This is a genomic window from Herbidospora cretacea (assembly GCF_001570605.1).
Lineage (GTDB): Bacteria > Actinomycetota > Actinomycetes > Streptosporangiales > Streptosporangiaceae > Herbidospora > Herbidospora cretacea.
In genome coordinates this window covers 1-26,125 of the sequence record NZ_BBXG01000012.1, presented here as the reverse complement: position 1 = coordinate 26,125, position 26,125 = coordinate 1, and the positions used below count along the sequence as shown (strand labels likewise).

Genomic DNA, 26,125 nt, shown 5'->3' with positions numbered 1-26,125 from the left:
CCCGGAGGCACGCCGGTCATCGCCGGAAGACGTACCGATCCAGCGATATCCGGCCGGGTCCGGCCACGGCCAGCATGACGGCCACCGCACCCAGAGCCGTGACGAGCTCGAACGAGCCGTCCTTCACGTGGACGAACAGGAACGCGCCCGACATCACCGCGAACAGCATGGCCCCCGCCACAGCCGTCAGCAGCCCGAGAACGAGCAGGACCCCGCCGCCGAGTTCGGCGACCGTGGCGAACCAGGCCGACATGCGCGGCGCGGGCACCCCCGCCTGGGTCATCGCCTGCGTGGTGGCGTCGATGCCGCCGCGCGCCTTGGCGTAGCCGTGCTGGATGAACGTGGTCCCGAGCGCGATCCGGCCGAAGAGGGCGGCGGCGTCGTACAGGGCGGGCCTCACCGGAGCAGGTGGTCGAGACGGGCGCCGTGCTCGCGGAGCTCGGCCGGACGGGGCGCGGAGAGCCGCCAGCGAACCAGCCCATGCCGCTCCATCGCGAGGAGCAGCCGGTCGGCCCCCGCGACGACGGCCACGATGAAGCTCAGCGTGACGAGAAGATCCATGGAACCAATGTCTCACCGACGGTCACTCAGAGTGACTGAAGTCATCGCCAAGTCATTCTCAAGAGCCTTAAGAGACCGTTTGACCATGAGCGAACCCGTTACCGTCGTCGTGGCCGGCGAGACCTACCTGTACTCCGAGGGGGTCCGCTGGGCCCTGGCCGACGCCCCCGGGATCAAGCTGCTGGCGCTGGCCGACGACGGGCCGGGCGCGCTGAGGTCGGCCGTCAAGCTCGGTCCCGACGTCCTGCTGATCGACCTGACCCTGCTGCACGAGGTCGACTACATCGCCCGGCGCTGCCCCGACGTGAAGATCATCGTGGTCAGCCAGCACGCCGACGAGCTCAGCCTGATGGCGGCCATGCGCGCGGGGGCGCGCGGTTACGTCATGACGAGCGCCCATCCCGCTGAACTGGCCGCCGCGATCCGCGCCGTGGGCGTCGGCCACCTGGTGTTCGCCTGCGAGGTGGCTGCCGGGCTGCGTGCGAAACTGACCACCCGTTCGACCCGGACGACCTTCCCCGAGCTGACCCAGCGGGAACACGAGGTGCTGGAGCACCTGGCCGACGGCCGGAGCAACGCCGAGATCGCCAAGGAGATGTGCCTGGCGCCGAAGACGGTCCGCAACCACGTCAGCAACGTGCTGACGAAGCTGGAGGCCGAGAGCCGGTTCGACGCCGCCCTGCGGGCCCGCGACGCCGGCCTCGGCACCAGGATCCTGGTGAGGGCCTAACCCCTGACGTGGCCCTCGCCCACATAGATGAACTTGGTCGAGGTCAGCTCGGGCAGGCCCATCGGCCCCCGGGCGTGGAGCTTCTGGGTGGAGATGCCGATCTCGGCGCCGAAGCCGAACTCGCCGCCGTCGGTGAACCGGGTCGAGGCGTTGACCGCGACCGCCGCCGAGTCGACCAGCGCGACGAACCGCTTGGCGGCCGTCTGCGAGTCGGTCACGATCGCGTCGGTGTGGCCCGAGCCGTAGCGGGTGATGTGGGCGACGGCGGCCTCCAGCGACGGGACCACGACTGCGGCGATGTCGTAGGAGAGGTACTCGGTGCTGAGCTCCTCCTCCGTCACCGGGACGACGGAGGGGCCGCCGATGGCCGCGACCGCCGGGTCGCCGTGGACGGTCACGCCCGCCTCGGCCAGCGCCGCGATCGCCTTGGGCACGAACTCGGCCGCGATCCCCTCGTGGACGAGCAGCGTCTCGGCCGAGTTGCAGACCGACACCCGCTGGGCCTTGGCGTTGACCAGGATCTTCAGCGCGCGGTCCTGGTCGGCGGCGGCGTCGACGTACACGTGGCAGACGCCCACGCCCGTCTCGATGACCGGCACCGACGACTCCTCGACCACGCTGTTGATCAGCGACGCGCCGCCGCGCGGGATCAGCACGTCGACCAGCCCGCGCGCCCGCATGAGCTCCTTGACCGACTCGCGGGTCAGGCCCGGCACGAGCTGGACCGCCCCGGAGGGTACCTCGGTCGGCTCCAGCGCCTCCTGCATGATCTTCACCAGCGCGACGTTCGAGGAGTAGGCGCTGGAGGACCCCCGCAGCAGCACCCCGTTGCCGCTCTTCAGGCACAGCGCGGCGGCGTCGACGGTCACGTTGGGGCGGCCCTCGTAGATGATCCCCACGACCCCGAGCGGGACCCGGACCTGCCGCAGCTCCAGGCCGTTGGGCAGCGTGGAGCCCCGGACGACCTCGCCCACCGGGTCGGGCAGCTCGGCGATCTCCCGCACCGCGTCGGCGATCTGGCTGATACGGCCTGTGTCGAGGCGCAGCCGGTCGATCATCGCCTCGGACGTGCCGTCCTGGCGGGCCTTGGCGACGTCGGCGGCGTTGGCCTCGACGATCTCCTCGGCTCGGGCGACCAGGGCGTCGGCGATGGCGCGCAGCGCGGCGTCCTTGGCCGCGCGCGGCAGCGGGGCGAGGAGCCGGGCGGCTTCCTTCGCCGCGGTGGCCACCTGCAGAAACTCACTCATGGTCGCTCCTAGAGGATGACGATGTCGTCACGGTGGATCAGTTCACGCTCGTATTCGGGGCCGAGGGAGCTGGCCAGCTCCCGCGTCGACCGGCCGAGCAGCTCGGGGATCTCGCCGGAGTCGAAGTTGACCAGCCCGCGCCCGACCAGTTCGCCGGTGGGCCCGCACAGGTCGACCGGGTCACCGGCGGCGAACTCGCCCTCGACCTTGAGGACACCGGCGGGCAGCAGCGACATCCGCCGTCCGGCCACCGCCCTCACCGCACCCTCGTCGAGGTGGAGGCGGCCCCGGCCGGTGGCGGCGTGGGCGAGCCAGAGCAGGCGGGTGCCGGGGTGGCGGCCGCCCGGGTGGAACACGGTGCCCACGTCGTCGCCCGCGAGGGCGTGGGCGGCGTGGGCGGCGGCGGTCAGCACGACGGGGATCCCGGCGCCGGTGGCGATCTTGGCGGCCTGGACCTTGGTGATCATGCCGCCGGTGCCCACCCGGCCCGAGGTGCCGAGCTCGACGCCTTCGAGGTCCTCCGGGCCGCTCACCTCGGTGATGCGGTTGGCTCCCCCGGGCCTTCTGGGGTCGCCGTCGTAGAGGGCGTCGACGTCGGAGAGCAGGACCATCGCGTCGGCGTGGGTCAGGTGGGCGACCAGGGCGGCGAGGCGGTCGTTGTCGCCGAAGCGGATCTCGTCGGTGGCCACGGTGTCGTTCTCGTTGACGACCGGGACGATGCCCAGCTCCAGCAGCCGCGCCAGGGTGCGCTGGGCGTTGCGGTGGTGGGACCGCCGCATCATGTCGTCGGCGGTGAGGAGGACCTGGCCGACGCGCAGGCCGTACCGGGCGAAGGAGCTCGTGTACCGGGCCACCAGCACGCCCTGGCCGACCGAGGCGGCGGCCTGCTGGGTGGCCAGGTCCTTCGGCCGGGCCTTGAGCCCCAGTGGGCCCAGCCCGGCCGCGATGGCGCCGGAGGAGACGAGCACGATCTGGGCGCCGGCCGAGCGGCGGGCCGCCAGGACGTCGACCAGCGCGTCGACGCGGTCGACGTCGATCATGCCCTGTGGGGTCGTCAGCGACGACGAGCCCACTTTGACGACGATCCGCCCGGCTGCGCCGATGCGCTCCCTGACCACTTTTCCCCCTAGATGCGGTTGTCGGTGCCCCGGGGGCCGGCGACCCTGGCGCCCATCGAGGGCTGCCAGTCGAAGATGTAGCCGTTCTCCATCGACCCGATGACGACCTCGGCCCCGGCGGTCGCACCGGCCTTGATCAGGGCGTCTTCGACCCCCAGCCGCTCCAGCCGGTCGGCCAGGTAGCCCACGGCCTCGTCGTTGCTGAAGTCGGTCTGCCGGATCCACCGCTCGGGCTTCTCACCGGTGATCTGGAACATGCCGTCGTTGACCCGGCGGATCGAGAACCCGGTCTCGCCGAGCTGCTTGGGCCGCAGGACCAGCCGCGTCGGCTCCTCGACCGGCCGCTCGGCGCGGGCCTGCTCGACCATCTCGGCCATGGCGTAGGAGAACGGGCGGAGCCCCTCGTGGGCGGCGGCCGAGACCTCGAAGACGCGCAGCCCGCGCTCCTCCAGGGTCGGCTTGACGATGTCGGCCAGCTCGCGCCCGTCGGGCACGTCGACCTTGTTCAGGACCACCATGCGGGGCCGGTCCTGGAGCGAGCCGTAGGCGGCCAGCTCGGCCTCGATCACCTCGAAGTCGGTCAGCGGGTCGCGGCCGGGCTCCATGGTCGCGCAGTCGAGGACGTGCACGATCGTCGAACACCGCTCGACGTGGCGCAGGAACTCGTGGCCCAGGCCCTTGCCCTCGGACGCCCCCGGGATCAGCCCCGGCACGTCGGCGACCGTGTAGATCACCTCGCCCGCCGTCACCACCCCGAGGTTGGGGATCAGCGTCGTGAAGGGGTAGTTGGCGATCTTCGGCCGGGCCGCCGACAGCGCCGCGATCAGCGACGACTTGCCCGCGTTGGGGAACCCGACGAGCGCCACGTCGGCGACCGTCTTCAGCTCCAGCACGATGTCACCCTCGTCGCCCGGCTCGCCGAGCAGCGCGAACCCGGGGGCCTTGCGCTTGGTGTTGGCCAGCGCCGCGTTGCCCAGGCCGCCGAACCCGCCCTGCGCGGCGACGTAGCGGGTGCCGACGCCGACCAGGTCGACCAGCACCTCACCGGTCTTGGCGTCCTTGACGACGGTGCCGTTGGGCACGACCAGGACCAGGTCCTCGCCGGTCGCGCCGTCACGGTTGGAGCCCGCGCCCTGCTTGCCGTTGCCCGCCTTGCGGTGGGGCCGGTGATGGTATTCCAGCAGGGTCGAGGTGTTCGGGTCGACCTCCAGGATCACGTCACCGCCCCGCCCGCCGTTGCCCCCGTCGGGGCCGCCGAGGGGCTTGAACTTCTCGCGGTGGACGGACGCGCAGCCGTTGCCGCCATCCCCCGCCTTGATGTGCAGGAGGACGTTGTCCACGAAATCCGCCACAGCGGTCAAATCCCTTCGATGAAAAACACGACAAGGCGGATCGGATGAAACCGACCCGCCTCGTCCTATTCCGGTAACTGCGGATCTACTCCGCGACCGGGATGATGCTCACCGCGCGGCGACCGCGCTTACGGCCGAACTGCACGTGACCGGCGGACAGCGCGAACAGCGTGTCGTCGCCGCCACGGCCGACGTTGTCGCCCGGGTGGAAGTGCGTGCCACGCTGGCGGACGATGATCTCGCCGGCGTTCACGAGCTGGCCACCGAAGCGCTTGACGCCGAGCCGCTGGGCGTTGGAGTCACGGCCGTTCCTGGTGGACGAGGCGCCCTTCTTGTGTGCCATGAGTCCCTACTTCCCAGAGTCGATGCCGGTGACCTTCACCTGGGTGTACCGCTGGCGGTGACCCTGGCGCTTCTTGTAACCGGTCTTGTTCTTGTACTTGAGGATGCGGATCTTGGGACCCTTGACCTCACCGAGAATCTCGGCGGTCACCGCAAAACGGGCCAGGGCGGCGGCGTCATGCGTGACATCGCCGTCGTTGACGACGAGGAGCGCCGGCAGCGTCAGCGAGGAACCGACCTCACCCGCGACCGTGTCGACCTCGATGACGTCTCCGACGGAGACCTTCTGCTGCCTGCCGCCGCAACGAACGATCGCGTACACCGCGGAACCCTTCTTGTCTACTGGATGCTGCGCCCCGACATCCGATCGCTTACAGGTAAACCGGCGAACCAGGGGGGCGCGCGAAGCCAAGCGCGCCACCAGGCGCGCCGATTGACTAGGGTACCGGGTTACGGCCCCGAGGTCGAACCGAGCGGCCCGCCGGAGATCAACTAATCCGCTGACCTTGACCTTCGTGACCGGCGCCGCGAGCGGGGCTGGTCGTCGACGGTGTCGGTCACCGATTCGCGGGAGTCGTGGGCCGCGACGGCGTTGCCGCCGGTCTCGGACTTCTCCAGCTTGTCGGCCACGGCCTTCTCGATGGCCATCTTGCCCTGCGTGCCGCGCGGCTCGGGCTTGCCCTCGACCGGTTCGGTCGAGACGATCACCCCGCGCCCGTGACAGCAGTCGCACGGCGTCGAGAACGCCTCCAGCAGCCCCTGGCCGACCCGCTTGCGGGTCATCTGCACCAGGCCCAGCGAGGTGACCTCGGCCACCTGGTGCTTGGTCCGGTCGCGCGCCAGGCACTCCAGCAGGCGGCGCAGCACCAGATCGCGGTTGCTCTCCAGCACCATGTCGATGAAGTCGATCACGATGATGCCGCCGACGTCGCGCAGCCGGAGCTGGCGGACGATCTCCTCGGCGGCCTCCAGGTTGTTCCTGGTGACCGTCTCCTCCAGGTTGCCGCCCTGGCCGGTGAACTTGCCGGTGTTGACGTCGACGACGGTCATCGCCTCGGTCCGGTCGATCACCAGCGAACCGCCCGAGGGCAGCCAGACCTTGCGCTCCATCGCCTTGGCGATCTGCTCGTCGACCCGGTAGGCGGCGAAGACGTCGACGTCCTCGTCCCACTTGGCGACGCGGTCGGCCAGGTGGGGGGCGACGTAGTCGACGTACTCCTCGACCGTCCGGGCGACCTCGTCGCCCTGCACGACCAGGTTGGCGAAGTCCTCGTTGAAGACGTCGCGGACCACCCGGACCGTCATGTCGGGCTCGGCCGACAGCAGCTCGGGCGGGCTCGCGCCCTTGGCCTTGCGCTGGATGCTCTCCCACTGCGCCGCCAGGCGCGAGACGTCGCGGGCCAGCTCCTCCTCCGAGGCCCCCTCGGCGGCGGTCCGCACGATCACGCCCGCGTTCTCGGGCATCACCTTGCGCAGGATCTGCTTGAGGCGGGTGCGCTCCTTGTCGGGGAGCTTGCGCGAGATGCCGGTCATCGAGCCGTCGGGCACGTAGACCAGGTAGCGGCCGGGGAGGCTGATCTGGGAGGTGAGGCGGGCGCCCTTGTGACCCATGGGGTCCTTGGTGACCTGCACCAGCACCGACTGGCCCGACTTCAGCGCGGCCTCGATGCGGCGCGGCTGGCCCTCCAGCCCGGCGGTGTCGAAGTTGACCTCACCGGCGTAGAGCACGGCGTTGCGGCCCTTGCCGATGTCGACGAACGCCGCCTCCATCGAGGGCAGCACGTTCTGCACCTTGCCGAGGTAGACGTTGCCGACGTAGGACTGGCTGGCCTCGCGGTCGACGTAGTGCTCGACGAGCACGCCGTCTTCCAGCACGGCGATCTGGGTGCGGCCGCCGTGCCGGCGGACGACCATCATGCGCTCGACCGACTCGCGGCGGGCCAGGAACTCCGACTCGGTGATGATCGGCGGACGGCGGCGGCCCAGCTCACGGCCTTCACGCCGGCGCTGCTTCTTGGCCTCCAGCCGCGTGGAGCCGCGGAAGCCCTGCACCTCGTCGACCGACGACGTGGTGGTGCGCCCGGCGCGGGGCGCCCGGATGCGCACGACCGTGTTGGGCGGGTCGTCGGGGACGACCGCGTCGTCCTCGCCACCACGGCGGCGACGGCGGCGGCGACGGCGCGAACCGCCCTCACCGGACTCGTCGTCCTGGTCGGAGTCGTCCTCGGCCTCCTCGGCGGCGGCCTGGGGCTCCTCCTCGGACTCCTGATCCTCGCTCTCCTCACGGCCACGGCCGCGCCCACGTCCGCCACGGCGGCGCCGGCGGCGGCGGGAACCCTCACCGGACTCCTCGTCGCCGTCGTCGTCGGACTCCTCCTCGGACTCCTCGGCGACGACCGGCTGCTCGGGCTCGGGCTGCGGCTCCGGCTGCGGCGCGGGCTGGGGGCGCGCGGGGATCGCGGCGGCGGCGTCGGGCGCCTGGAACAGCGGCTGGAAGATGGCGGCGGGCCGCTGGAAGGTGTACTGCGGCTGCTCGGCGGCGTGGAACCCGAACGGGTCGGCCAGCCGCGACGGCTGCTGGGCGCCCTCGTCGAGGTCCTCGAGGTCCTCACCGGCCGGCTCGTCGTCGAGCGGCTCCTCGGTGGGCAGCGAGATCAGCATCGCGGCCGCGACCTGCGCCTCGGCCGCGTTGAGCGCGCTGGATCGTTCCGTGGGAACCTCTTCGTCCCTCTTGCGGGTCCGGCGCCGTCTCGTCGGCTTCTCGTCCTCGTCGGAGACCGCCTCCGGCGTCTCCTCGATCTTCTTTCTGGTACGGCTCCGCCGGGCGGGCTTGACCGTCTCGGCGTCGGGCGCGGCTTCGGCAGAAGCCGCCTCGGTCTCCGGGGCGGCCTCGGCGGCCACGGGCTCCTCGACAGGGGCCTCGGGCGCGGCGGCCTCCTTGGCGGCGGCCCGGCTGCGCGTGGCGCGGCGGCGGGTGGGGCGCGCCTCCACCGGCTCGGCCTCGGCCGGCTGGGTCTGGGCGGTCTGGGTCTGGGCCTCGGCGGGCTGGGCCTCGGCTGCGGGCGCGCCGGTGGCGCTCTCGCCGGTCTCGGCGCTCGCGGCGGTCTCGCCGGTCTCGGCCGGGGCCTCGGGCTCGGCGGACCTGGTCCGGCGCCGGGTGCGCTTGGGCTTCTCGGCGGGCTCGGCGGCCTCCTGGGCGGCCTCGGGGGAACCGGCGCCTCCACCGGTGCCGAGCACGGCTCCGGCCGAGCCGTTGGCGGCCGAAGGGGCGGCCGGGGCGGGCGCGCCGAGGGCCTCCGCCGCGGAGGCCTGGATGGCCGGGGCCGGAGGGATGTCGTCAGGCTCGGGCGGCGGTCCCGCCGGGCGGCTGGCCGACCGTCTGCGGGCAGGCTTCGCCGTTGTCACCGAGGTCGTCGTGTCTGCAGTTGTCGTATCGCCGACAATGGGCTCGTTGTCGAGCATGCGGGCGCTCTCCCGTCAGCCCCCGGGCGCGTTTCCGCGCCGCGCGGGGGCTCTTCTCGTCTCTCGCGGTCCGCCCGGCCACCTTCCGGGGCCATGGCGGCAAGTCCTATTGGTCTCCACCAACCCGGTCGGCTTCGAGCGGGTCGGCGGGCTCACCGGTCGACGCGTCGAGTGGCCCCTGCGCCAGCCTGGTCACCGAAGGCGGTGACGGCGGCGCGAAGTCGGCCACGAGACGCAGACCCATGAGCACGTCGTCGGGTCGGACGGCCGGAGTTTCGTGCCGAACAACCATGCGAAGTATGACACACGACTGATTCGGCCCTCCCTCCACGTGATCGTCCTGGTCAGCGGTCAGCGACGCGACGGCTCCCCGCGCGTCGAATTTCCGCATGCCCTTCTTGGTCAGGCGCTCGACCGCCACCTCGGTGGCGGCCATGAACTCCTTGACCGCTCCCTCGGCCGCACCGGGATCCGCTCCCGGCAGGCGCACCTCCCAGACCGAACACTCCAGCCGGTCGGCCAGGCCGCCGACGCGCGCCTCGACCACGTCGAGGACGTCGAGGCCCGGCGGCAGCGAGGCGTCGAGAGCGGCGCGGAACGCCTGCGGCTCGCAGGGGCGCGTCACCGCGATCTCGAGGTATTCGGCCTCACTGGCCACCCCGGTGGGGGCGGCACCCGCGTAGGAGATCTTCGGGTGGGGACTGAACCCGGCGCTGAAGGCCACCGGGATGTCAGCCCGCCGGACCGCCCGTTCGACGGCTCGGGAGATGTCGCGGTGGCTCGTGAAGCGCAGCCGTCCCCGTTTGGCGTAGCGCACACGCAGGCGCTGCGTCACCGGAGCCGGCGGGGGTCCATCGGGAGCGTTCTTCAGCGGTCCGTGTTCCTTCCAGTCTCGTGCGTTTCACCTCGGGAAAGCCGTTCCCCGGGGCTCCTTCCTCAGGATACGACCGTGAGCGGGAGCAGTTTGCGGCCCGTGGGGCCGATCTGGATCTCCGTGCCCATGGTCGGGCAGACGCCGCAGTCGTAGCAGGGCGTCCAGCGGCAGTCCTCGACCTCGACGTCGTTGACGGCGTCCTGCCAGTCCTGCCAGAGCCATTCGCGGTCGAGGCCGGCGTCGAGGTGGTCCCACGGGAGCACCTCGTGCTCCTCGCGTTCGCGGATGGTGTACCAGTCGACGTCGACCGGTTCCCCGTCGAGCGCCTCGGCGGCGCAGGCCATCCACCGGTCGTAGGAGAAGTGCTCGCTCCAGCCGTCGAAACGGCCGCCGTCTTCCCAGACCGCCCGGATGATCTTGCCGACGCGGCGGTCCCCCCGGGACAGCAGGCCCTCCACGATCGACGGTTTGCCGTCGTGGTAGCGCATGCCGATCGCCTTGCCGTACTGCTTGTCGTTGCGCAGGTTGTTGCGGAGTTCCCTGAGCCGCCGGTCGACGGTCTCGTGGTCGCACTGGGCGGCCCACTGGAACGGGGTGTGCGGCTTGGGCACGAACCCGCCGATCGACACCGTGCAGCGGACGTCCCGCGACCCGGTGGCCTCCCGGCCGGCCTTGATGACCTTCTTGGCCAGGTCGGCGATGCCGAGGACGTCGATGTCCTCCTCGGTCGGCAGCCCGCACATGAAGTAGAGCTTCACCTGCCGCCACCCCTGGCTGTAGGCCGTGGTGACGGTGCGGATCAGGTCTTCCTCGCTGACCATCTTGTTGATGACCTTGCGCATCCGCTCGGAGCCGCCTTCGGGGGCGAAGGTGAGCCCCGACCGACGGCCGTTGCGGGAGAACTCGTTGGCGAGATCGATGTTGAACGCGTCGACCCGGGTCGACGGCAGCGAGAGCGACACGTTGGTGCCCTCGTAGCGGTCGGCCAGGCCCTTGGCGACGTCGCCGATCTCCGAGTGGTCGGCGCTCGACAGCGACAGCAGGCCGACCTCGCTGAAGCCGGACTCCTTGACGCCGTTGTCGACCATCGCGCCGATCGTGGTGATCGACCGCTCGCGCACCGGACGGGTGATCATGCCCGCCTGGCAGAACCGGCAGCCGCGGGTGCAGCCCCGGAAGATCTCCACGCTGAACCGCTCGTGGACGGTCTCGGCCAGCGGGACCAGCGGCTTCTTCGGGTAGGGCCACTCGTCGAGGTCCATCACGGTGTGCTTGAACACCCGCGAGGGAACCCCGGAACGGTTGGGCACGACCCGCTTGATCCGCCCGTCGGGCAGGTATTCGACGTCGTAGAAGCGGGGCACGTAGACCCCGCCGGTCTCGGCCAGGCGCAGCAGCACGCCGTCGCGCCCGCCGGGCTCGCCCTCGGCCTTCCACTCGCGGATCACCTCGGAGATCGCGATGGCGATCTGCTCGCCGTCGCCGAGTACGGCGGCGTCGATGAACTCCGAGATCGGCTCCGGGTTGAACGCCGAATGCCCGCCGGCCAGCACGATCGGGTCGTCGTCGCCCCGGTCGGCCGAGCTGAACGGGATGCCGGCCAGGTCGAGCGCGGTCAGCAGGTTGGTGTAGCCGAGCTCCGTCGAGAACGAGACGCCCAGCACGTCGAACGCGCGCACCGGCCGGTGGGCGTCGACGGTGAACTGCGGGACGCCCTCGGCCCGCATCAGCGCCTCCAGGTCGGGCCAGACCGCGTAGGTCCGCTCGGCCAGGGTGTCGGGGAGCTCGTTGAGGATCTCGTAGAGGATCTGGACGCCCTGGTTGGGCAGGCCGACCTCGTAGGCGTCGGGATACATCAGCGCCCAGCGAACCGTGGCCTCGTCCCAGTCCTTGACCGTCGAGTTGAGCTCACCCCCGACGTACTGGATCGGCTTCTGCACTTTGGGCAGCAAGGCTTCCAGGCGGGGAAACAGCGACTCGACAGACATGTGACCCAGGGTATAGGAGCTAGAAGGCACGCCAGGTACGGTTGTCGCCCGCCCGGAGCGAGGCCAGCCGGAAGCGCAGGACGCCAAGGGCGTCTGGATCGAGGTGGGCGTTCCTGAGCAGCGCCGTCAGGGTCTGGAGCTCCCGGGTGTCCCGGAGCACCGGATAACCCGCCCAATTCCGGATGTCGTAGCCGTAGGCCTCGACGAAACCGTCCCGCTGCGCCTCGGTCAGGCCGAACCGGACCCCGGCCATCGTCGGGGCCAGGTCGATCTCCCGAGGCCCGGCGCTCACCGAGTCCCAGTCGCACAGCAGGTAGCCCCCAGGTGCGCGGAGCAGGTTTCCCCGGTGGGCGTCACCGTGAACCAGTCCGTACGGCAGGGAGAACTCCAGCCGCTCGTAGTAGGCGTCGGAGAGCGCCGAGCACCGTTCGGTCAGCCACTCGCGCTCTTCGGGATCGATCGCGCGGGCATCCGCGATGGCGCGCCTGATGGTCCCGAACGGGTCGTAGGTCGGCAGGTCGAACGGCACCGGCGGCAGCGCGTGCAGCCGCCGGAGCAGCAGTCCGAGCGGGACGGGGCCGGGAGGCGGGCCGTCCTGCTCCTCGTAGTGCCAGAACGTCACCAACTGGCCGTCGACCGCGATGGGCTGACGGACCTCGGCGGGCCGGGTGGCCGGGAACCCCTGCGCGGCCAGCCACCGGGTGACCTTGATCGAGGTGACCAGGCGGTCGTACTTGCCGGGGGTGGTGGCGGTCGCCATGCGTACCACCAGACCCTCTTCCGGAAGGTGGTAGACGACACTGGCGAAGCTGCGCAGGAGCCGGGCGCCGGTGGAGCTCAGGCCGGCCTCGCGGCAGGCCTCGACTATGGCCGCCGGGATGCCGGCGACGAGGGGGACGGTCACGGGGAGAGCCTCCGCTGGTCGGATGCCGCCAGGGTGTGGGTGAGGCCGACGGAGCAGAAACCCTCGATCTGCCGCGCCATCCGGTCGGACACCAGCGACCTGCTGGCCGCGAGGGTGGCCCCGAGGCTGTCGATGCGGCGGTCCGGGGGCAGTTCGAGCAGGGGGGCCACGGCCTGCTCGGCGCCCTCCTGGTCGTCCTCCATGACGCAGGCGATCGCCAGGTGGGCGCGGGCCATGGCCTCACACCCGTAGGAGCGGTTCTCCCGCTCGTCGGCCGAGTAGAGCGCGATCGACTCCCCCGCCTCCTGGATGGCCCGGGGGGCGTCGCCCAGGTGGAGGTGGGTGACCGCCGCGTAGTAGTGCTGTTTGGCGGGGCGGAAGGCGAACTCCCCGCCGATCTCGTCGTGGAGCTCGTCGCGGCCGCCCCGGGCACGGGCCTCCTCGGCCCGGCGCAGCGACTCGCGGGCGTCGGCGGTCCGGCCCAGCATCGCCGCCGAACGGGCCCGGAGCATGTGGAGCCTAGCCCCGCCCGAGCCCTCGTCGAGGTGGGTGAGCGCGTCCCCGGCGTACCGGAAACTGTCCTCGTAGCGCCGGTCCCACAGGGCCACCGAGGCCTGCATCCCGCGCGACCACCCCATGAGCGACTTGTGCCCGGCGATGCGGCCGTAGGTCCACGCCGCGCGGGCGAGGGTGTCGGCGGGCAGCCGGCGGCCCATGTCCATGCTGGCGTTGGCCATCAGGCCGCACAGGGCGCCGGTCAGGAAGTAGAGGTCCTGCGCCTGCCCGGGGTGGATGCGCCGGTCGAGGGCCTTCCTGGTCTGCTCCTGCAACACCCGCATCTCGACGAACAGCGGGAGCGGCGACTCCCACACGTACCGCCGCCCCACCCAGACCACCTGGGTGCGGAGCCGTTCCAGCGCGCCCGCGCCGAGCTCGCTGTTCTCGACCTCCTCGGCGTGCTCGCTGGCCTCCCGCGCGGCGTCCTCCACCGGGTCGGCCGCGCCGGCCGCGGGGTGCGCGCGGCGGGCCTCCTCCGGCGTGTAGTCGCGGGCGAAGCCGAGCTGCACCGGACCGGTCTCGAACAGGCGGCACAGCAGGTCGGTGTACTCGCGGTCGGGCCGCGCCCCGGCCTCCCATTCCCGCCAGGAACGCTCGGACAGGCCGCGCCGCTTGACGCCGGCCCGGTCGCACATGTCGTGGAACCGCTCGATCGCCTCCTCGACGGTCCAGCCGTTGGCCAGGCGCGTGCACTTCAGGCGCGAGGTCTGCGGCGAACCGGCGTGGATCTCCTCGGCGATCTGGTGGATGATCGCCGTCGAGGGAGGCTGCCCGAGGGCTGCGAGGGTGCGGTCACGGATCGCCGAGGCGAACTGGATCGCTGAACGGTCGGCGCCGCGGGCGGAGTAGGTCATGCTCTCTCCAGGTGGGGACGATTCCACGCTAGCGTCGCGATAATCACGAATCGGTCACCGCGCGGCCTGCGAGCCGCTCTCACGGCTCGTCCGGAAAGGGCCGACCTCACCACCGTTACGGACCTGAGCCATGAACAACTGCCCGCACAGGCTGCCGGGTGTGTCGGCGAACCACACCATCGGTGGGTTCCCGGCCGCCGCGGCGGCCCACCGGCCGTTGCCGTAAACGATCCGGTATTCGGGAAAGGCCTTGCGGAGCAGGTCCAACGCGCGCATACGCTCACGCGCCTCGTCGTCCGGTGTCACGCTTCCTCCGTCTGCGGAGTCACCGCCTATTCAAGGTTCGTTCCCAGAATGTTCGCCGAGCAATGGGCGCACCAGTGAGAGCCCGCCGCACCTTCCTGCGGACGACTCTCAGGTACGGCGGCCGCTGTGGATGGCCTGCAGCATCCCCACGCTGATCATGTTGGCCAACGTGGCGGTACCGCCGTAGGAGACGAACGGGAGCGGCAGTCCCGTGATCGGCATGATGCCGATCGTCATCCCGACATTGATGAACGTCTGGAACGCGAACCAGCAGACGATCGCCGCCGCGACCAGCGCGCCGAACCGGTCGTCGCACTGCCGCGCGATCGTGATGCCCCGGACGAGCACCACCCCGAGCAGGACGACCACCGTGAGCGCCCCGAGGAAGCCGAACTCCTCGCCCGCGACGGTGAAGATGAAGTCGGTGTGCTGCTCGGGCACGAACCGGCCGGTGGTCTGCCCGCCCTCGAACAGCCCCTTGCCGTAGACCTCGCCCGAGCCGATCGCGATCAGCGACTGGGTGGCGTTGTAGCCGACGCCGCGCGGGTCGCTGGCCGGGTTCATGAACGCGGTGAACCGGGCCACCTGGTAGGGCTGCAGCAGCCCCGCGAACCACACGAACCCCGCCGCCACCACGGCGATGACCAGCACCAGGGCGATCCACCGCTTGCGGATGCCCGCGAAGATCAGCACGCTCGCGGTGATCACCGTCAGCACCATCGTGGTGCCGAGGTCGGGCTGGAGCATGACCAGCCCCATCGTCAGCCCGGCCGCCAGCAGGGCCAGCGTCACGTCGAGCGGCCTCGGCCGGTCGGTGCCCTCGGCGGGCTCCGACACCAGCATGGCCAGCAGCAGGATCAGCGCCGGTTTGGCCAGCTCGGAGGGCTGGAGTCCGAAGCCGCCGCCGAGCATGATCCACGAATGGGAGCCGTTGACGGTCGACCCGACCGGCGTGATCACCAGGGCCAGCAGGGCGAACGCGGCGGCGTAGGCGACCGGGGCGTAGGCCCGCAGCCGCCGGTAGTCGACCATCGCGACCAGGCCGCACAGGACCGCGCCGACACACAGGATGAGCAGGTGCTTCTTGAGCATGCCGGTCGGCTCGACCGCCGCCCAGGTGCGCGTGGACGACCACACCAGCAGGGTGCCGATCGTGCACAGCGCGGCCACGGCGACGAGCAGGACGCCGTCCATCCGCCAGACGACGGCGTCGGTGCCGATGGCCCGGCTGGCCAGCGACCGCTTGCGGATGCGGGTGATCGGGGCGGACATCAGCGCTTCACCGTCCCGTCGGGGCCGATCACCGGCAGGCGCTCGGCCGGATGGCCGGCGGGCAGGGCGGGCGGCTGCCCGGTCAGGCCGTAGATGCCCTCGTAGATCTGCCGCACGGCCGGGGCGGCGGCCGAACCGCCCATGCCGCCCTGGGAGACCATGACGACGACCACGAAGCGCGGGTTCTTGGTGGGCGCGAACGAGGCGAACCAGGAGGTGTCCTGCTTGCCGTAGACCTCGGCCGTACCGGTCTTGCCGCCGATGCGGACCTTGTCCATCGGGAAGCCGCCGAAGGCGCCCGCGGCCGTACCGTCGGAGGCGACCTCGCTCAGGGCGTTCCTGATGTAGTCGCGGGTCTTCTTGTCGATCGGCAGCTTGCCGATCACCGGCGGTTCGATGACCTTGGCCGAGGTGCCGTCGGGGCGGATCAGCGCCCAGCCGATGCGCGGGCTGCGCACCTTCCCGTCGCCGACCAGCGCCGCGTAGGCGTTGGCGAGTTGGAGCGGCGTGACCAGCACGTCGCCCTGGCCGATCGAGAAGTTGGCGGCGTCACCGGGACGCCACTGGAAGCCCTCCAGGCAGTTCTCGTAGGCGAGCTGCTTGAGGAACGCGGCGCGGGCGGCGTCCTTGACCTCGGGGTAGCCGGTCTTCGACCGGGTGCAGTTTGTCTTGCGGGTGGCCGCCCACAGCTCCTTCTTCCAGAACCGGTCGGGGATCCGGCCCGGCGACTCGCCGACCAGGTCGATGCCGGTGAGCTTGCCGAAACCGTAGGCGCGGGCCATCGCGGCCATCGGGTCCTTGGCGTTCGACTTGGGCTGCATGCCGCCGTCGCGCTGCCACATCTCGTACGCCGCCCGGTAGAAGATCGTGTCGCACGACTTCACCAGCGCGGTGTGCAGGTTCATCGGGCCCAGGCCGATGCCGCGGAAGTTGTTGAACGGCCGCGCGCCGACCATGTAGGAACCCGGGCAGTCGTAGATGCCGTTGATCGGGTAGCCGTCGGCGACCATCGCCGACACCGAGCTGACCTTGAACGTCGAACCCGGCGCGAAGGTGCCCTTGATCGCCCGGGAGACCAGCGGCTTGCCCGCCTTCTCCGACAGCAGCGTCTGGTATTCCTTCTCGGAGATGCCGCCGGTCCAGACCTTCGGGTCGTAAGTGGGCACGCTGCCCATCGCCACGACCCGGTTCTCGCGCACGTCGAGCACGACCCCGGCCGCGCCGTCGGCCTGGGGCGCCTTCTTCATCGCGTCGGCCAGCGCCTTCTCGACGATCGACTGCACCTTGGCGTCGATGCTGGTGATCAGGGTGTCCCCGGCCACCGGCGGGACCTGCTGCTCGACCCCGATCGCCTTGCCCATCCGGTCGACCTGGACCCGGCGCAGACCGGGCGTGCCCCGCAGCTGGTGGTCGTAGACGGCTTCGAGACCGTCGCGGCCCACCAGGTCGACACCCGAGAAGCTGGTCTTCAGTCCCTGCCGCTTCTCCAGCTCCTCCTGGGTGACCGGCTGAAGATAGCCGAGCACCTGGGACGCGTCGGACCCGCCCGGGAAGTCGCGCAGGGCCTGGATCTCGGCGGTCACCCCGGGGAACTCCTCCTGACGCTCCAGGATGGTCAGCGCCTCGCGCTGGGTCACCCGGTCGTCGACCGGGATCGGCTGGTAGGGCGACCCCGTCCAGCACGGACGGCTCACGCCCGGCCCGCACGAGCGCAGGCGCTCCCGCAGCTTGGCCACCGGAGTGCCGAGCACGGCCGACAGCTTCTCCAGCACTTCCTGGCCCGCGTGCGGCATGCGCTCCATCTGGGTGCGGTCGACCGACACCACGAGCCGGGTCAGGTTCCGCACCAGCGGCCGCCCGGCCGAGTCGAGGATCTGGCCCCGGAGCGCGGGCACCATGACGGCGCGGGTCCGCGTCTCGGTCGCGTCCGCCACGAACTCCTTGCCCCGCACGATCTGCACCTGGTAGAGGCGCACGCCGAGGACGATCAGCAGCGCCAGCACCGTCAGGTGAAGGACCACGAACCGGGCCCGCATCCGATTCACGCCCGCCTCCAACCCGGCACCGCGGCCGCCGTCGCCTTCTCGGGCCGGGGCCCGTACACCTTCAGCACCGCCCACACCACGACGGGCGCGGCCAGCAGATTGACGAACGCGGCCATCGGCCACGCCACCTCGAACGTCCGCAAGTCGACCCCCGGATCACCCAGCAGCCCGGCCACCGCCAGCGCGAGCGCCGGCCCTCCGGCCGCGCAGACCGCGACGGTGAGCAGCGGCCGCCGCTCGGCCCATCGCCCGGCCGCGAAGCCGACCAGGCACAGGACCAGCGCGTGCTGGCCCAGCGCGTGGTCGACGGGCGGCAGCAGATCGGCGCCCAGACCGGCGAAGAACCCGATGGTCGCCCCTGCGACCGGTCCCCGGATCGCGGCCAGCGCGATCACCACGAGCAGCACGAAGTCGGGCACGACCGACACGGGCAGCCGGTTGACCACGGTCACCTGCAGCACGAGGGCGGTGAGCACGAGCAGCGTGGTGATCAGGATCCGGGGCATCGAGATCACGCCGCCTCGTCGCCCGGTATGGACGTCTGGCCGTCGCGCCCCTGCTCTGTCGCCGGGGTGTTCTCCGGCGCGTCGTTCCCCGGCGCGGTGTCACCGGGAGCCGGGCTCTGACTGGGCCTCGCCACCTGCGGCGGGGCCTGCTGACCGGGCAGAGCGGGCACGGCGGGCTTCGGCTTCGCGGCGGGCTTGGCGGCGGGCTTGGCGGCGGGTTTGGGCGCGGGCGGCAGGAGCGCGTCGCGCGGATCGCGCTTCGGCCCCTCGACCACCACGCCGACCACGTCGACCGAGCTCAGGTCGGCGAACGGCTTGGCGTAGGCGGTCCGGGTGAGCTCACCCGGCGTCGCCTCGACCTTCTCGATCGTGCCGATCGGCACCCCGGCCACATAGGGCACGCCCTGCTGGGAGCCGAAGCTGACCAGCCGGGTGCCGACCGGCAGCGGCGCGGTCGAGTCGAGCAGCCGGAACATGATCCGCCGCCCCGAACCGCCGTTGGCGCCGAGGCCGCTGGCGACCCCGAGCTCACCGGTTCCCTCCAGCCGCGCCCCGGCCGACGAGGCCGGGTCGCACAGCAGCACCACGGTCGCGGTCGAGGCGGTCGCGCTGACGACCCGGCCGACGAGCCCCTCACCGTTGAGCACGGTCATGTCGGGCTTGATCCCGTCGGCGGTGCCGGCGTCGATCTCCACGGCGTCCTCGAACCCGGGCGCGGCGCGGCGCGCCACGACCTGGGCCGGGACCACCTTGTAGCCGCCCAGCCCGGACAGGCCGAGCATCGCCTGCAGTTCGGCCGACCGGCGCTTGTCGATGCGCTGGGACGACAGTTCGCCCTGCAGTTTCGCGTTCTGCGTCTTCAGGTTGTTGATCTGTGCCCGCGAGCCCTGCGCGCCGGCGACCGCGCCGACGAAGCCGCCGATCGGCTCGGTGACCGTGCTGACCCCGCGTTCGACCGCGCCGAACGCCGAGGTGACGATCGTGCGCATCGGCCCGAACACGGGCGTGTTCTCGCTCCGGTGGTCCACCGTGATCAGGACCAGTGCCGCGGCCAGGAGCAGGCCGAGGAACAGGCGGGAGCGGCGGCTGTCTTTCATGTTCTTCAGTTCCTCGCCTCGGGCACGAGCACCTGCTGCAGTGCGTCGAAGTCCTCCACGCAGCGGCCGGAGCCGAGCGCGACCGAGTCGAGCGCGTTGTCTACCAGGTGGACGGGCATGCCGGTTTCCTCACGCAGCAGGGCGTCCATGCCCTTGAGCAGGCCGCCGCCGCCGGTCAGGGCGAGGCCGCGGTCCATGAGGTCGCCGGAGAGCTCGGGCGGGCACTTGTCGAGGGTCGACTTCACCGCGTCGACGATCGAGCTGACCTGCTCGGCGATCGCCTCGCGGATCTCCCTCGACGACACGACCACGGTCTTCGGCAGGCCGCTGACCAGGTCACGGCCGCGGATCTCGGCCTGCGGTTCCTCGGCCGACGCGCACGCCGAGCCGATGGCGATCTTCACTTCCTCGGCGGTGCGCTCGCCCAGCATGAGCGAGTGCTCCTTCTTGGCGTACGTGATGATCGCCTGGTCGAGCTCGTCGCCGCCGACCCTTATCGACTGGCTGGTGACGATGCCGCCCATCGAGATGATCGCCACCTCGGTGGTGCCGCCGCCGATGTCGACGACCATGTTGCCGGTCGGCTCGTGGACGGGCAGGCCCGCCCCGATCGCCGCCGCCATCGGTTCCTCGACGATGTAGACGCGCCGGGCGCCGGCTTGGTAGCCGGCCTCCTTGACGGCGCGCTGCTCGACGCCGGTGATGCCCGAGGGCACCGCGACGATGATGCGCGGCTTGGCGAAGTGTCGCCGTTTGTGCACGCGCTGGATGAAGTAACGGAGCATCCGCTCGGTGACGTCGAAATCAGCGATCACACCGTCTTTGAGCGGTCGAACCGCGACGATGTTGCCAGGTGTGCGCCCGATCATCCGTTTCGCCTCGATGCCGACCGCGACGATGCGGCCGGTCGAGGTGTTGATGGCAACGACGGACGGCTCGTTGAGCACGATGCCGCGCCCCCGCACGTAGACCAGGGTGTTGGCGGTGCCGAGATCGACCGCCATGTCGCGGCCCAGGAAAGCAAAGTGGCTGCCCATAGGGAAGGAGGCCTTCCTTCAGGTGGTTAGCGGGAGTAACGCATCGCACTCGAATCGTAACGGGTCGTACCCATCGCCGAGCACACCGACCCCACCCCAATTGCATAAATCCGCTGGTCACGGGCCTTCAGGCGGCGAAAACGCAAGAAAGCCCCGGCGTGGCCGGGGCTTTCGGGAGGGTTCTCTAGAACCGGTCGGGGAAGAAGATCTTGATCTCCCGCGCGGCGGACTCGGGAGAGTCGGAGCCGTGGACCACGTTCTCGCCAATCTCCAGCGCGTGGTCGCCGCGGATGGTGCCGGGGGCCGACTTCACCGGGTCGGTCAGCCCGGCCAGGGCGCGGAAGGCCTCGACGGCGCGCGGGCCCTCGACGACCAGGGCGACCAGCGGGGCCGAGGTGATGAAGTCGACGAGCTCGCCGAAGAACGGCCGCTCGGAGTGCTCCGCGTAGTGCGTCTTGGCGGTCTCGGCGTCGAGCTGGCGCAGCTCCATGGCCGCGATGGTCAGGCCCTTGCGCTCGATGCGGGCGACGACGTCGCCGATGAGGCCGCGGCGGACACCGTCCGGCTTGATGAGGACGAGCGTGCGCTCGGACACGGGATCACTCCTTTGTGAAGGCTTCGTGGGAATCCGAGGGAAGCTTACCGGTCGGATTCGTCACCCTCGGCAATCGCTTCCGGCGACGGTGTCGGCGCGGGAACGACCACCTTGGGCTCCTCGGCGGCGGCCGGCCGGTTGCCCCGGCGGGCCGACAAGGCCGACAACCCGAGCACGAGCACCACGCCGAACCCGCCGACCAGTGCCCACACGTGCAGGGCCTCGACGAACCCGTCGACCATGCCCTGGTAGGTCGCCATCCCCGAGGGGGCCGCCGACCGGAGCCAGGTCACCTGGATGCCCGTGCCGAGCAGGAATCCGGCCAGCATGGCCGGGAAGAGCAGGGTGAGGCCGAACAGCGCCGCCACGGGCCCGGCCAGGCGCAGCGCGCTCACCAGCGCCACCGCCGCGCCGGCGGCCATCAGGGTGAACGGCACCACCAGCAGCAGCCCGTCGACCGCGGGCACCAGCACCCGGATCGCGCACAGGCCCACGACCAGCACGACCAGCCCGGCCCCCACGAGCTTGGCGCTCTTCTCCTCGGGCGCCCGTCCGGCGACCACGGCCGCCCCGAGCGCGCCGATCACCGCCACCAGGAGCGGCCAGGCCATCGCGTCGAGCCCGGGACCCCCGAGCCACGGCATCTCCACATAGGTCACCTGGGCCGCCGTCGGCAGCACGACCAGGCCGACCGCCACACAGGTGAACCCGAGGGTGCGCGCCCCCGGCGTGGCCGCCGACACCGCGAGCCCCAGCATCGCCACCAGCGCCAGCCCGGCCACCGCCACGACCAGCCCCGACGGCCAGTCATAGGTGGTGCCGACCGCCAGCACCGCGATCCCCGCCGACGGGACGGCCGCCATCAGCAGCCGGGAACGCTCCGCCGACCCGGGCGGCGTGGAGATCAGCAACCGGTCGGTTGAGGCGGCCGTGGTCTCCCACGCCAGCCGCCAGAGCACCAGATAGACGGCCGCCAGCGTCAGCGCGACGCCCGTCAGCAGCGGGAACGGCTGGAGCGTGACAGCCCACGAGCGCACGTTGTCGATCGGCCAGAGCGCCAGCGCCTGCGCCGTCACCAGCGAGACCGCCAGCATGCCCGCCCACAGCGCGAGCAGCCCGCGCCGGGCCCGCCGCTCACCGGCCGCGACGAGCGTCGCCGGGATCAGCAGCCCGGCCCCGACGCCGTGCATCACCCGGAGCACGCCCACCAGAGCCGGCCCGTCGGCATAGCCCCCGCCCGCGTCGGCGGCGGCCAGCATCGCCAGCCCCAGCACCAGGACGGGCGCCGCCTTGAACCGCCGCACCGCGACCGCCGCCAGCGGGACGGTCAGCAGCATCACCGGCAGCGCCAGACCATGGGCCCGCATCATGTCGATCTGGGAGACACCGGGCGGCAGCAGCGCCGCGACCTGCGAAATCGTATTGGGAATCGACACGATGGCCAGCGGCAAAGCCACGGCGATCAGCATGCCGACGACGGTGTCGGTCACCACGGGCCGCCGGGCCAGACGCACGGCGTCGATCGCGAGCGCCCGGACCCGCTGGGGCACGGCTGGCTGAAATGGGGGGACGGCCATGGCGACCGACTTTAGCGCTTCGTCGCCCCTTCGACACGGCGAGCGACGAGAATCGCGGTCACCCACAGGGCCGCGAAGATCGCCCCCAGGAAGAACATGGTCGGCACCATGAACCCCGAGGCGATCGCGAGCACCTGGACGACGCTGCCCAGCACGTACCCGAAAGGCTTCTTGAGCAGCCCGGCGGCGATGACGCAGAGGACGGCGAGCCCGCAGCCGACCGCGACGGCAATCGGCGGATCGACCTTGCCGATCGTGATGGCGACCGGGGTCATCAGCGCGACGACGATCGCCTCCATGCCGAGCACCGAGGCGCCCAGCCGCCGCATTCCGGGGGTCACTTCGAAGTTCATCATCCGGCCTTCAGCAGAATTCGGGCATCACCTGCGGTTACTACCGAACCGGTGATGAGCACACCGGAACCATACTCGTCGCCCTCGTCGGCCAGCCCGATGGCCACGTCGATGGCGTCGTCGAGCCGGTCGGACTCGTGCACCCGGTCGGGCCCGAACACGCCCCGCGCCCGCTCGGCCAGCTCCTCGGCCTCCATGGAGCGCGGCGAGGAGTTCCGGGTGACCACGACCTCCTCGACGACGGGCTCCAGCAGCTCCAGCATCGTCTCGACGTCCTTGTCGGCCATGACGGCCAGCACCGCGATCAACCGGGTGAACCCGAACGACTCGCCCATCGCGTCGATCGTCGCCTCCATGCCCCCGGGATTGTGCGAGGCGTCGACGAGCACGGTGGGCCCGCGCCGCACCACCTCCAGCCGCCCAGGGCTGATCACCTGGCCGAACGCCTGGCGGATCAGCTCCGCGCCCAGCGGCTCGGCCGCCGTGGACAGCGCCTCGACCGCCGCCAGCGCGGTGGCCGCGTTGCCGGCCTGGTGACCGCCGTAGAGCGGCAGGAACACCTCCTCATAGGTGGCGTTCAGCCCGCGCAGGTGGAGCAGCTGCCCGCCCATGGCCAGCTCGCGCCCGAGCACCCCGAACTCGATGCCCTCCCGCGCCACCGTGGCCCCGGCCTCGGCCGCCCGCCGGACGATCACCTCGGCCGCCGCGAGCTGCTGCTGGGCCAGCACGACGAGAGAGCCGGGCTTGATGATCCCCGCCTTCTCCCCCGCGATCGTCTCGACGTCGTTGCCGAGATATTCGGTGTGGTCGAGCGAGATGGGGGTGATCACGGCGACCGTGCCGTCGGCGACGTTCGTCGCGTCCCACGTGCCGCCCATGCCCGTCTCCACGACCGCGACGTCGACCGGCGCGTCGGCGAAGGCGGCGAACGCCATCGCGGTGAGCACCTCGAAGAAGCTCAGCCGCCCGAACTTCTCGTCGACGATCGCGAAGTAGGGCTCCAGCTCCTTGTAGACCTCGACGAACCGCTCCTCGGAGATCGGCTCCCCGTCGATCGAGATCCGGTCGCGCATGCTGGCGAACTCGGGCGAGGTGTACCGCCCCACCCGCAGGTTCCGCTCCTTGAGCAGCGCCTCCACCATCCGCGCCGTGCTCGACTTTCCGTTGGTGCCGGCGATGTGAATGATGGGGTAGGCCGTCTGCGGATTCCCCAGCAGATCGACGAGCCCCGCCATCCGGTCGAGCGTCGGATCGATGTCCCATTCGACACCGCGAGCACGAATCGCGGCCTCAACAGCGTGGATCGTCACCCGCCCAGCCTAACGGCGTTCCCTAAGCTGTCGGGAATGAGCTCCGACGAGGCGTTCTTCGCCGAATGGACCACCCGCAGACCCGGATCCAGGCGCGACCTGCCCCGGGCCCGCCGCCTGGCGCAGGCCCTGGGAGCCGTCTCCCCCGCGCCGGTGCTGACCGTGGTCGGGAGCAAGGGCAAAGGCACGACGGCGACCTACGCGTCGGCGTACCTCGCCTCGACGGGAGCCCGCGTGGTCACCGTCACGAGCCCTGGACTGCGCAGCAACCGCGACCGCATCCGCGTCGACGGCGTCTCTATTTCGGACGAGGAGCTGGCGGCCCTGGGAGCCCGCGTGAGCTCGGTAACCCTCCCCGCCTCCGACGGCTACCTCTCCCCCGCGGGCCTGTTCACCATCGCCGGAATCCTCCACGCCCAGGACGTGGCGGCGGACTTCGTCGTCCTGGAGGCGGGCATGGGCGGCGCCTCCGACGAGGTGTCCCTGTTCCCCGCGGAGGTGGTGGCCGTCACCGAGATCTTCGCCGAACACCTCGGCATCCTCGGGGACACGGTCGCCGAGATAGCCAGGGAGAAAGCCGGAGTCATCACCGAGGCGACGCGGTCGGTGGTGACCCTCCCCCAATCCCCTGAGGTCCGGGCGGAGCTCTCCGCCCGCGCGGGCACCCGCCTCCACCAGATCACCCCCCAGGCGACACCGTGGACCACGAACGCCCTCCTGGGCCGATCCGCAGCGGCCCACCTGACGAGCGCCGAGCCTCAAGAACAGACCCTTCGTTCGGTACGCCTACCCGCCCGCTTCTCCCACCACGACATCGGCCGCACCCGCCTCATCATCGACTCCCCGATCACCGGAGCCGGCGTGGCGATGTCCGTGCAACGAGCCCTGGTGGAATGGGGCTCCATCGACCGCGTCCTGCTCTGCCTACCGGACCACAAGGACTTGAGCGGAGCCATCACCGAACTGGGGGACCTGCCCGTCACCTTCGTCCAACTCCCCGAAACCCACCTGAACTTCACCCGCGAACTCCCACCGTCCTGGGACGTGACGACCATCGACAAGGTCGACGCACGCTTCATCGAGTCCGCCGGCGACCGAGTCCTGGCCCTCGGCACCATCTACTTCACCGGCCATCTCCTCGACAACCTCAACATCCCCACCGATCGCCTCTTCGAGGCCTGACAACCCAAGATCCGGCATGTGATGTGGCCAGATAACAGAAAAGGTCCAGCCGTCACGGTCGGATCTTTCCTTATTGAAGGTCTCAGGCACCTGTTCATCAGGGTGATCCGGCAGGTCAGCCTGACAAGTGATGCGAACCCGCCCGGAGGCCACGAAAGCCCGGCCACAATGGTCCGGCCTCAGCAGTCGTACTCCAACCCGACCAGGCGCTCTGGCTCGCCTCCCTACCGAGGGTGGACCTGTTCTCCACGATTCCCGTTGTCTGACTAGGGCGTGAGCTGGAGCCAGAAACGCAGAAAGCCCGACCGCGATGGCCGGGCTTAAAAAATCAACCCCATGGAACCTCGAACCCCTGGCGCATTAGCCGGGCTTCAGCAGTTGTCCTCCACCCGCCAAGGCACATGGCCACGCACCCTCGCCACCCTGTTCAGCACCGACCACCCCCGTCGATCCCGTTTTTCAGCATGAGATAGGGCTAGAAACACAGAAAGCCCGGCCGCACTGGCCGGGCTTCACCATCCAACCCCGTAAACGCCAACCGCCGGCAGCCAGGGCCAGGCCGCCCGGTTAAAGCTATGAAACGTCGAAAGCCCCGGCTGCAGCGGTCGGGCTTCACCATCCAACCCGTGAAACGCCGAACGCCGGGCTTCCAGGTCAACGCTTGGGAACGTCGAAAGCCCGGCCGCATCGGCCGGGCATCAAGAACTGACCCGTGAAACGTCGAAGGCCCCGACCATCATGGTCGGGGCCCTCGGTATTCAAAGATTGTCCGGCGGTGTCCTACTCTCCCACACCGTCCCCGGTGCAGTACCATCGGCGCTGGAGGGCTTAACTTCCGGGTTCGGAATGTAACCG

The 26,125-nt window shown here is 70.8% G+C and carries 24 protein-coding genes and 1 rRNA gene; 2 read left to right on the top strand and 23 right to left on the bottom strand.

Annotation, left to right across the window (positions count from 1 at the left end; translation table 11 throughout):
* Positions 1-16: 16 nt before the first annotated feature.
* Together AW270_RS23180 and AW270_RS38950 are read right to left on the bottom strand one after the other, a co-directional pair.
* A complete protein-coding gene (locus tag AW270_RS23180) occupies positions 17-400 on the bottom strand; it encodes a DoxX family protein (protein WP_061297245.1) in 384 nt (127 codons plus the stop codon).
* Positions 397-561: a hypothetical protein gene (locus AW270_RS38950; RefSeq protein ID WP_157522437.1), complete on the bottom strand. Its 165-nt coding sequence runs from the start codon at positions 559-561 to the stop codon at positions 397-399. The genes AW270_RS23180 and AW270_RS38950 overlap by 4 nt, the downstream gene beginning before the upstream one ends.
* Before the next feature lie 85 nt (positions 562-646).
* On the opposite strand from AW270_RS38950, the gene AW270_RS23175 reads away from it, so the two are divergent.
* Positions 647-1,291 (top strand): LuxR C-terminal-related transcriptional regulator, encoded by a 645-nt coding sequence (locus AW270_RS23175; RefSeq protein WP_061297242.1) that lies wholly within the window; start codon positions 647-649, stop codon positions 1,289-1,291.
* On the opposite strand, the gene AW270_RS23170 is transcribed toward AW270_RS23175, so the two are convergent.
* The 20 genes from AW270_RS23170 to AW270_RS23075 all read right to left on the bottom strand — a co-directional run bounded on the left by AW270_RS23170 (position 1,288) and on the right by AW270_RS23075 (position 24,088).
* Entirely contained in the window at positions 1,288-2,538 is a 1,251-nt protein-coding gene (locus tag AW270_RS23170; RefSeq protein WP_061297240.1) for a glutamate-5-semialdehyde dehydrogenase, read from the bottom strand. The two genes, AW270_RS23175 and AW270_RS23170, sit on opposite strands and share 4 nt — an antisense overlap.
* 8 nt (positions 2,539-2,546) lie before the next feature.
* Positions 2,547-3,656: a glutamate 5-kinase gene (gene proB / locus AW270_RS23165; protein WP_218009314.1), complete on the bottom strand. Its 1,110-nt coding sequence runs from the start codon at positions 3,654-3,656 to the stop codon at positions 2,547-2,549.
* A gap of 8 nt (positions 3,657-3,664) precedes the next feature.
* Positions 3,665-5,008 (bottom strand): GTPase ObgE, encoded by a 1,344-nt coding sequence (obgE, locus tag AW270_RS23160; RefSeq protein ID WP_061297238.1) that lies wholly within the window; start codon positions 5,006-5,008, stop codon positions 3,665-3,667.
* 85 nt (positions 5,009-5,093) lie between these two features.
* Entirely contained in the window at positions 5,094-5,351 is a 258-nt protein-coding gene (gene rpmA, locus AW270_RS23155; protein WP_030454820.1) for a 50S ribosomal protein L27, read from the bottom strand.
* Positions 5,352-5,357: 6 nt separating this feature from the next.
* Positions 5,358-5,672 carry a 50S ribosomal protein L21 gene (gene rplU / locus AW270_RS23150; RefSeq protein ID WP_061297236.1) on the bottom strand — a complete coding sequence of 105 codons (315 nt, stop codon included), beginning with the start codon at positions 5,670-5,672 and terminating at the stop codon, positions 5,358-5,360.
* Between the two features lie 170 nt (positions 5,673-5,842).
* Positions 5,843-8,812, bottom strand: coding sequence for an Rne/Rng family ribonuclease (locus AW270_RS23145; protein WP_061297234.1), 2,970 nt, complete (start codon positions 8,810-8,812; stop codon positions 5,843-5,845).
* Positions 8,813-8,918: 106 nt separating this feature from the next.
* Positions 8,919-9,647: a TIGR03936 family radical SAM-associated protein gene (locus AW270_RS23140; protein ID WP_061297233.1), complete on the bottom strand. Its 729-nt coding sequence runs from the start codon at positions 9,645-9,647 to the stop codon at positions 8,919-8,921.
* A gap of 101 nt (positions 9,648-9,748) precedes the next feature.
* A complete protein-coding gene (locus AW270_RS23135) occupies positions 9,749-11,674 on the bottom strand; it encodes a TIGR03960 family B12-binding radical SAM protein (RefSeq protein ID WP_061297232.1) in 1,926 nt (641 codons plus the stop codon).
* Between the two features lie 19 nt (positions 11,675-11,693).
* On the bottom strand, positions 11,694-12,578 hold the full coding sequence (locus AW270_RS23130; protein ID WP_061297231.1) for a phosphotransferase family protein: 885 nt from the start codon (positions 12,576-12,578) through the stop codon (positions 11,694-11,696).
* On the bottom strand, positions 12,575-13,990 hold the full coding sequence (locus AW270_RS23125; RefSeq protein WP_061297230.1) for an NsdA family TPR-like regulatory protein: 1,416 nt from the start codon (positions 13,988-13,990) through the stop codon (positions 12,575-12,577). The genes AW270_RS23130 and AW270_RS23125 overlap by 4 nt, the downstream gene beginning before the upstream one ends.
* A 54-nt stretch (positions 13,991-14,044) precedes the next feature.
* Complete coding sequence (locus AW270_RS23120; protein WP_157522434.1) at positions 14,045-14,296, bottom strand: hypothetical protein; 252 nt, start codon at positions 14,294-14,296, stop codon at positions 14,045-14,047.
* A 108-nt stretch (positions 14,297-14,404) separates the two neighbouring features.
* Complete coding sequence (gene rodA / locus AW270_RS23115; RefSeq protein WP_061297228.1) at positions 14,405-15,568, bottom strand: rod shape-determining protein RodA; 1,164 nt, start codon at positions 15,566-15,568, stop codon at positions 14,405-14,407.
* Positions 15,568-17,604 (bottom strand): penicillin-binding protein 2, encoded by a 2,037-nt coding sequence (gene mrdA, locus AW270_RS23110; RefSeq protein ID WP_061297227.1) that lies wholly within the window; start codon positions 17,602-17,604, stop codon positions 15,568-15,570. Before mrdA ends, rodA begins: the two co-directional genes overlap by 1 nt.
* Positions 17,605-17,609: 5 nt before the next feature.
* Positions 17,610-18,119 (bottom strand): rod shape-determining protein MreD, encoded by a 510-nt coding sequence (mreD, locus tag AW270_RS23105; RefSeq protein WP_061297595.1) that lies wholly within the window; start codon positions 18,117-18,119, stop codon positions 17,610-17,612.
* A 5-nt stretch (positions 18,120-18,124) separates the two neighbouring features.
* Entirely contained in the window at positions 18,125-19,216 is a 1,092-nt protein-coding gene (mreC, locus tag AW270_RS23100) for a rod shape-determining protein MreC (protein WP_063819305.1), read from the bottom strand.
* A gap of 5 nt (positions 19,217-19,221) precedes the next feature.
* Positions 19,222-20,253: a rod shape-determining protein gene (locus tag AW270_RS23095; RefSeq protein ID WP_061297226.1), complete on the bottom strand. Its 1,032-nt coding sequence runs from the start codon at positions 20,251-20,253 to the stop codon at positions 19,222-19,224.
* Positions 20,254-20,437: 184 nt separating this feature from the next.
* Entirely contained in the window at positions 20,438-20,848 is a 411-nt protein-coding gene (gene ndk / locus AW270_RS23090) for a nucleoside-diphosphate kinase (protein ID WP_061297225.1), read from the bottom strand.
* Between the two features lie 44 nt (positions 20,849-20,892).
* Positions 20,893-22,425, bottom strand: a complete 1,533-nt coding sequence (locus AW270_RS23085) for a hypothetical protein (RefSeq protein ID WP_157522431.1) — start codon at positions 22,423-22,425, stop codon at positions 20,893-20,895.
* 11 nt (positions 22,426-22,436) lie between these two features.
* Positions 22,437-22,778 (bottom strand): DUF4233 domain-containing protein, encoded by a 342-nt coding sequence (locus AW270_RS23080; protein ID WP_245674817.1) that lies wholly within the window; start codon positions 22,776-22,778, stop codon positions 22,437-22,439.
* Entirely contained in the window at positions 22,778-24,088 is a 1,311-nt protein-coding gene (locus tag AW270_RS23075) for a bifunctional folylpolyglutamate synthase/dihydrofolate synthase (protein WP_061297222.1), read from the bottom strand. The genes AW270_RS23080 and AW270_RS23075 overlap by 1 nt, the downstream gene beginning before the upstream one ends.
* 36 nt (positions 24,089-24,124) lie before the next feature.
* On the opposite strand from AW270_RS23075, the gene AW270_RS23070 reads away from it, so the two are divergent.
* Complete coding sequence (locus AW270_RS23070) at positions 24,125-25,270, top strand: folylpolyglutamate synthase/dihydrofolate synthase family protein (RefSeq protein ID WP_061297221.1); 1,146 nt, start codon at positions 24,125-24,127, stop codon at positions 25,268-25,270.
* A 767-nt stretch (positions 25,271-26,037) separates the two neighbouring features.
* Here the strand turns inward: AW270_RS23070 and rrf are convergent.
* A 5S ribosomal RNA gene (rrf, locus tag AW270_RS23065) occupies positions 26,038-26,125 on the bottom strand; the annotation flags it as partial.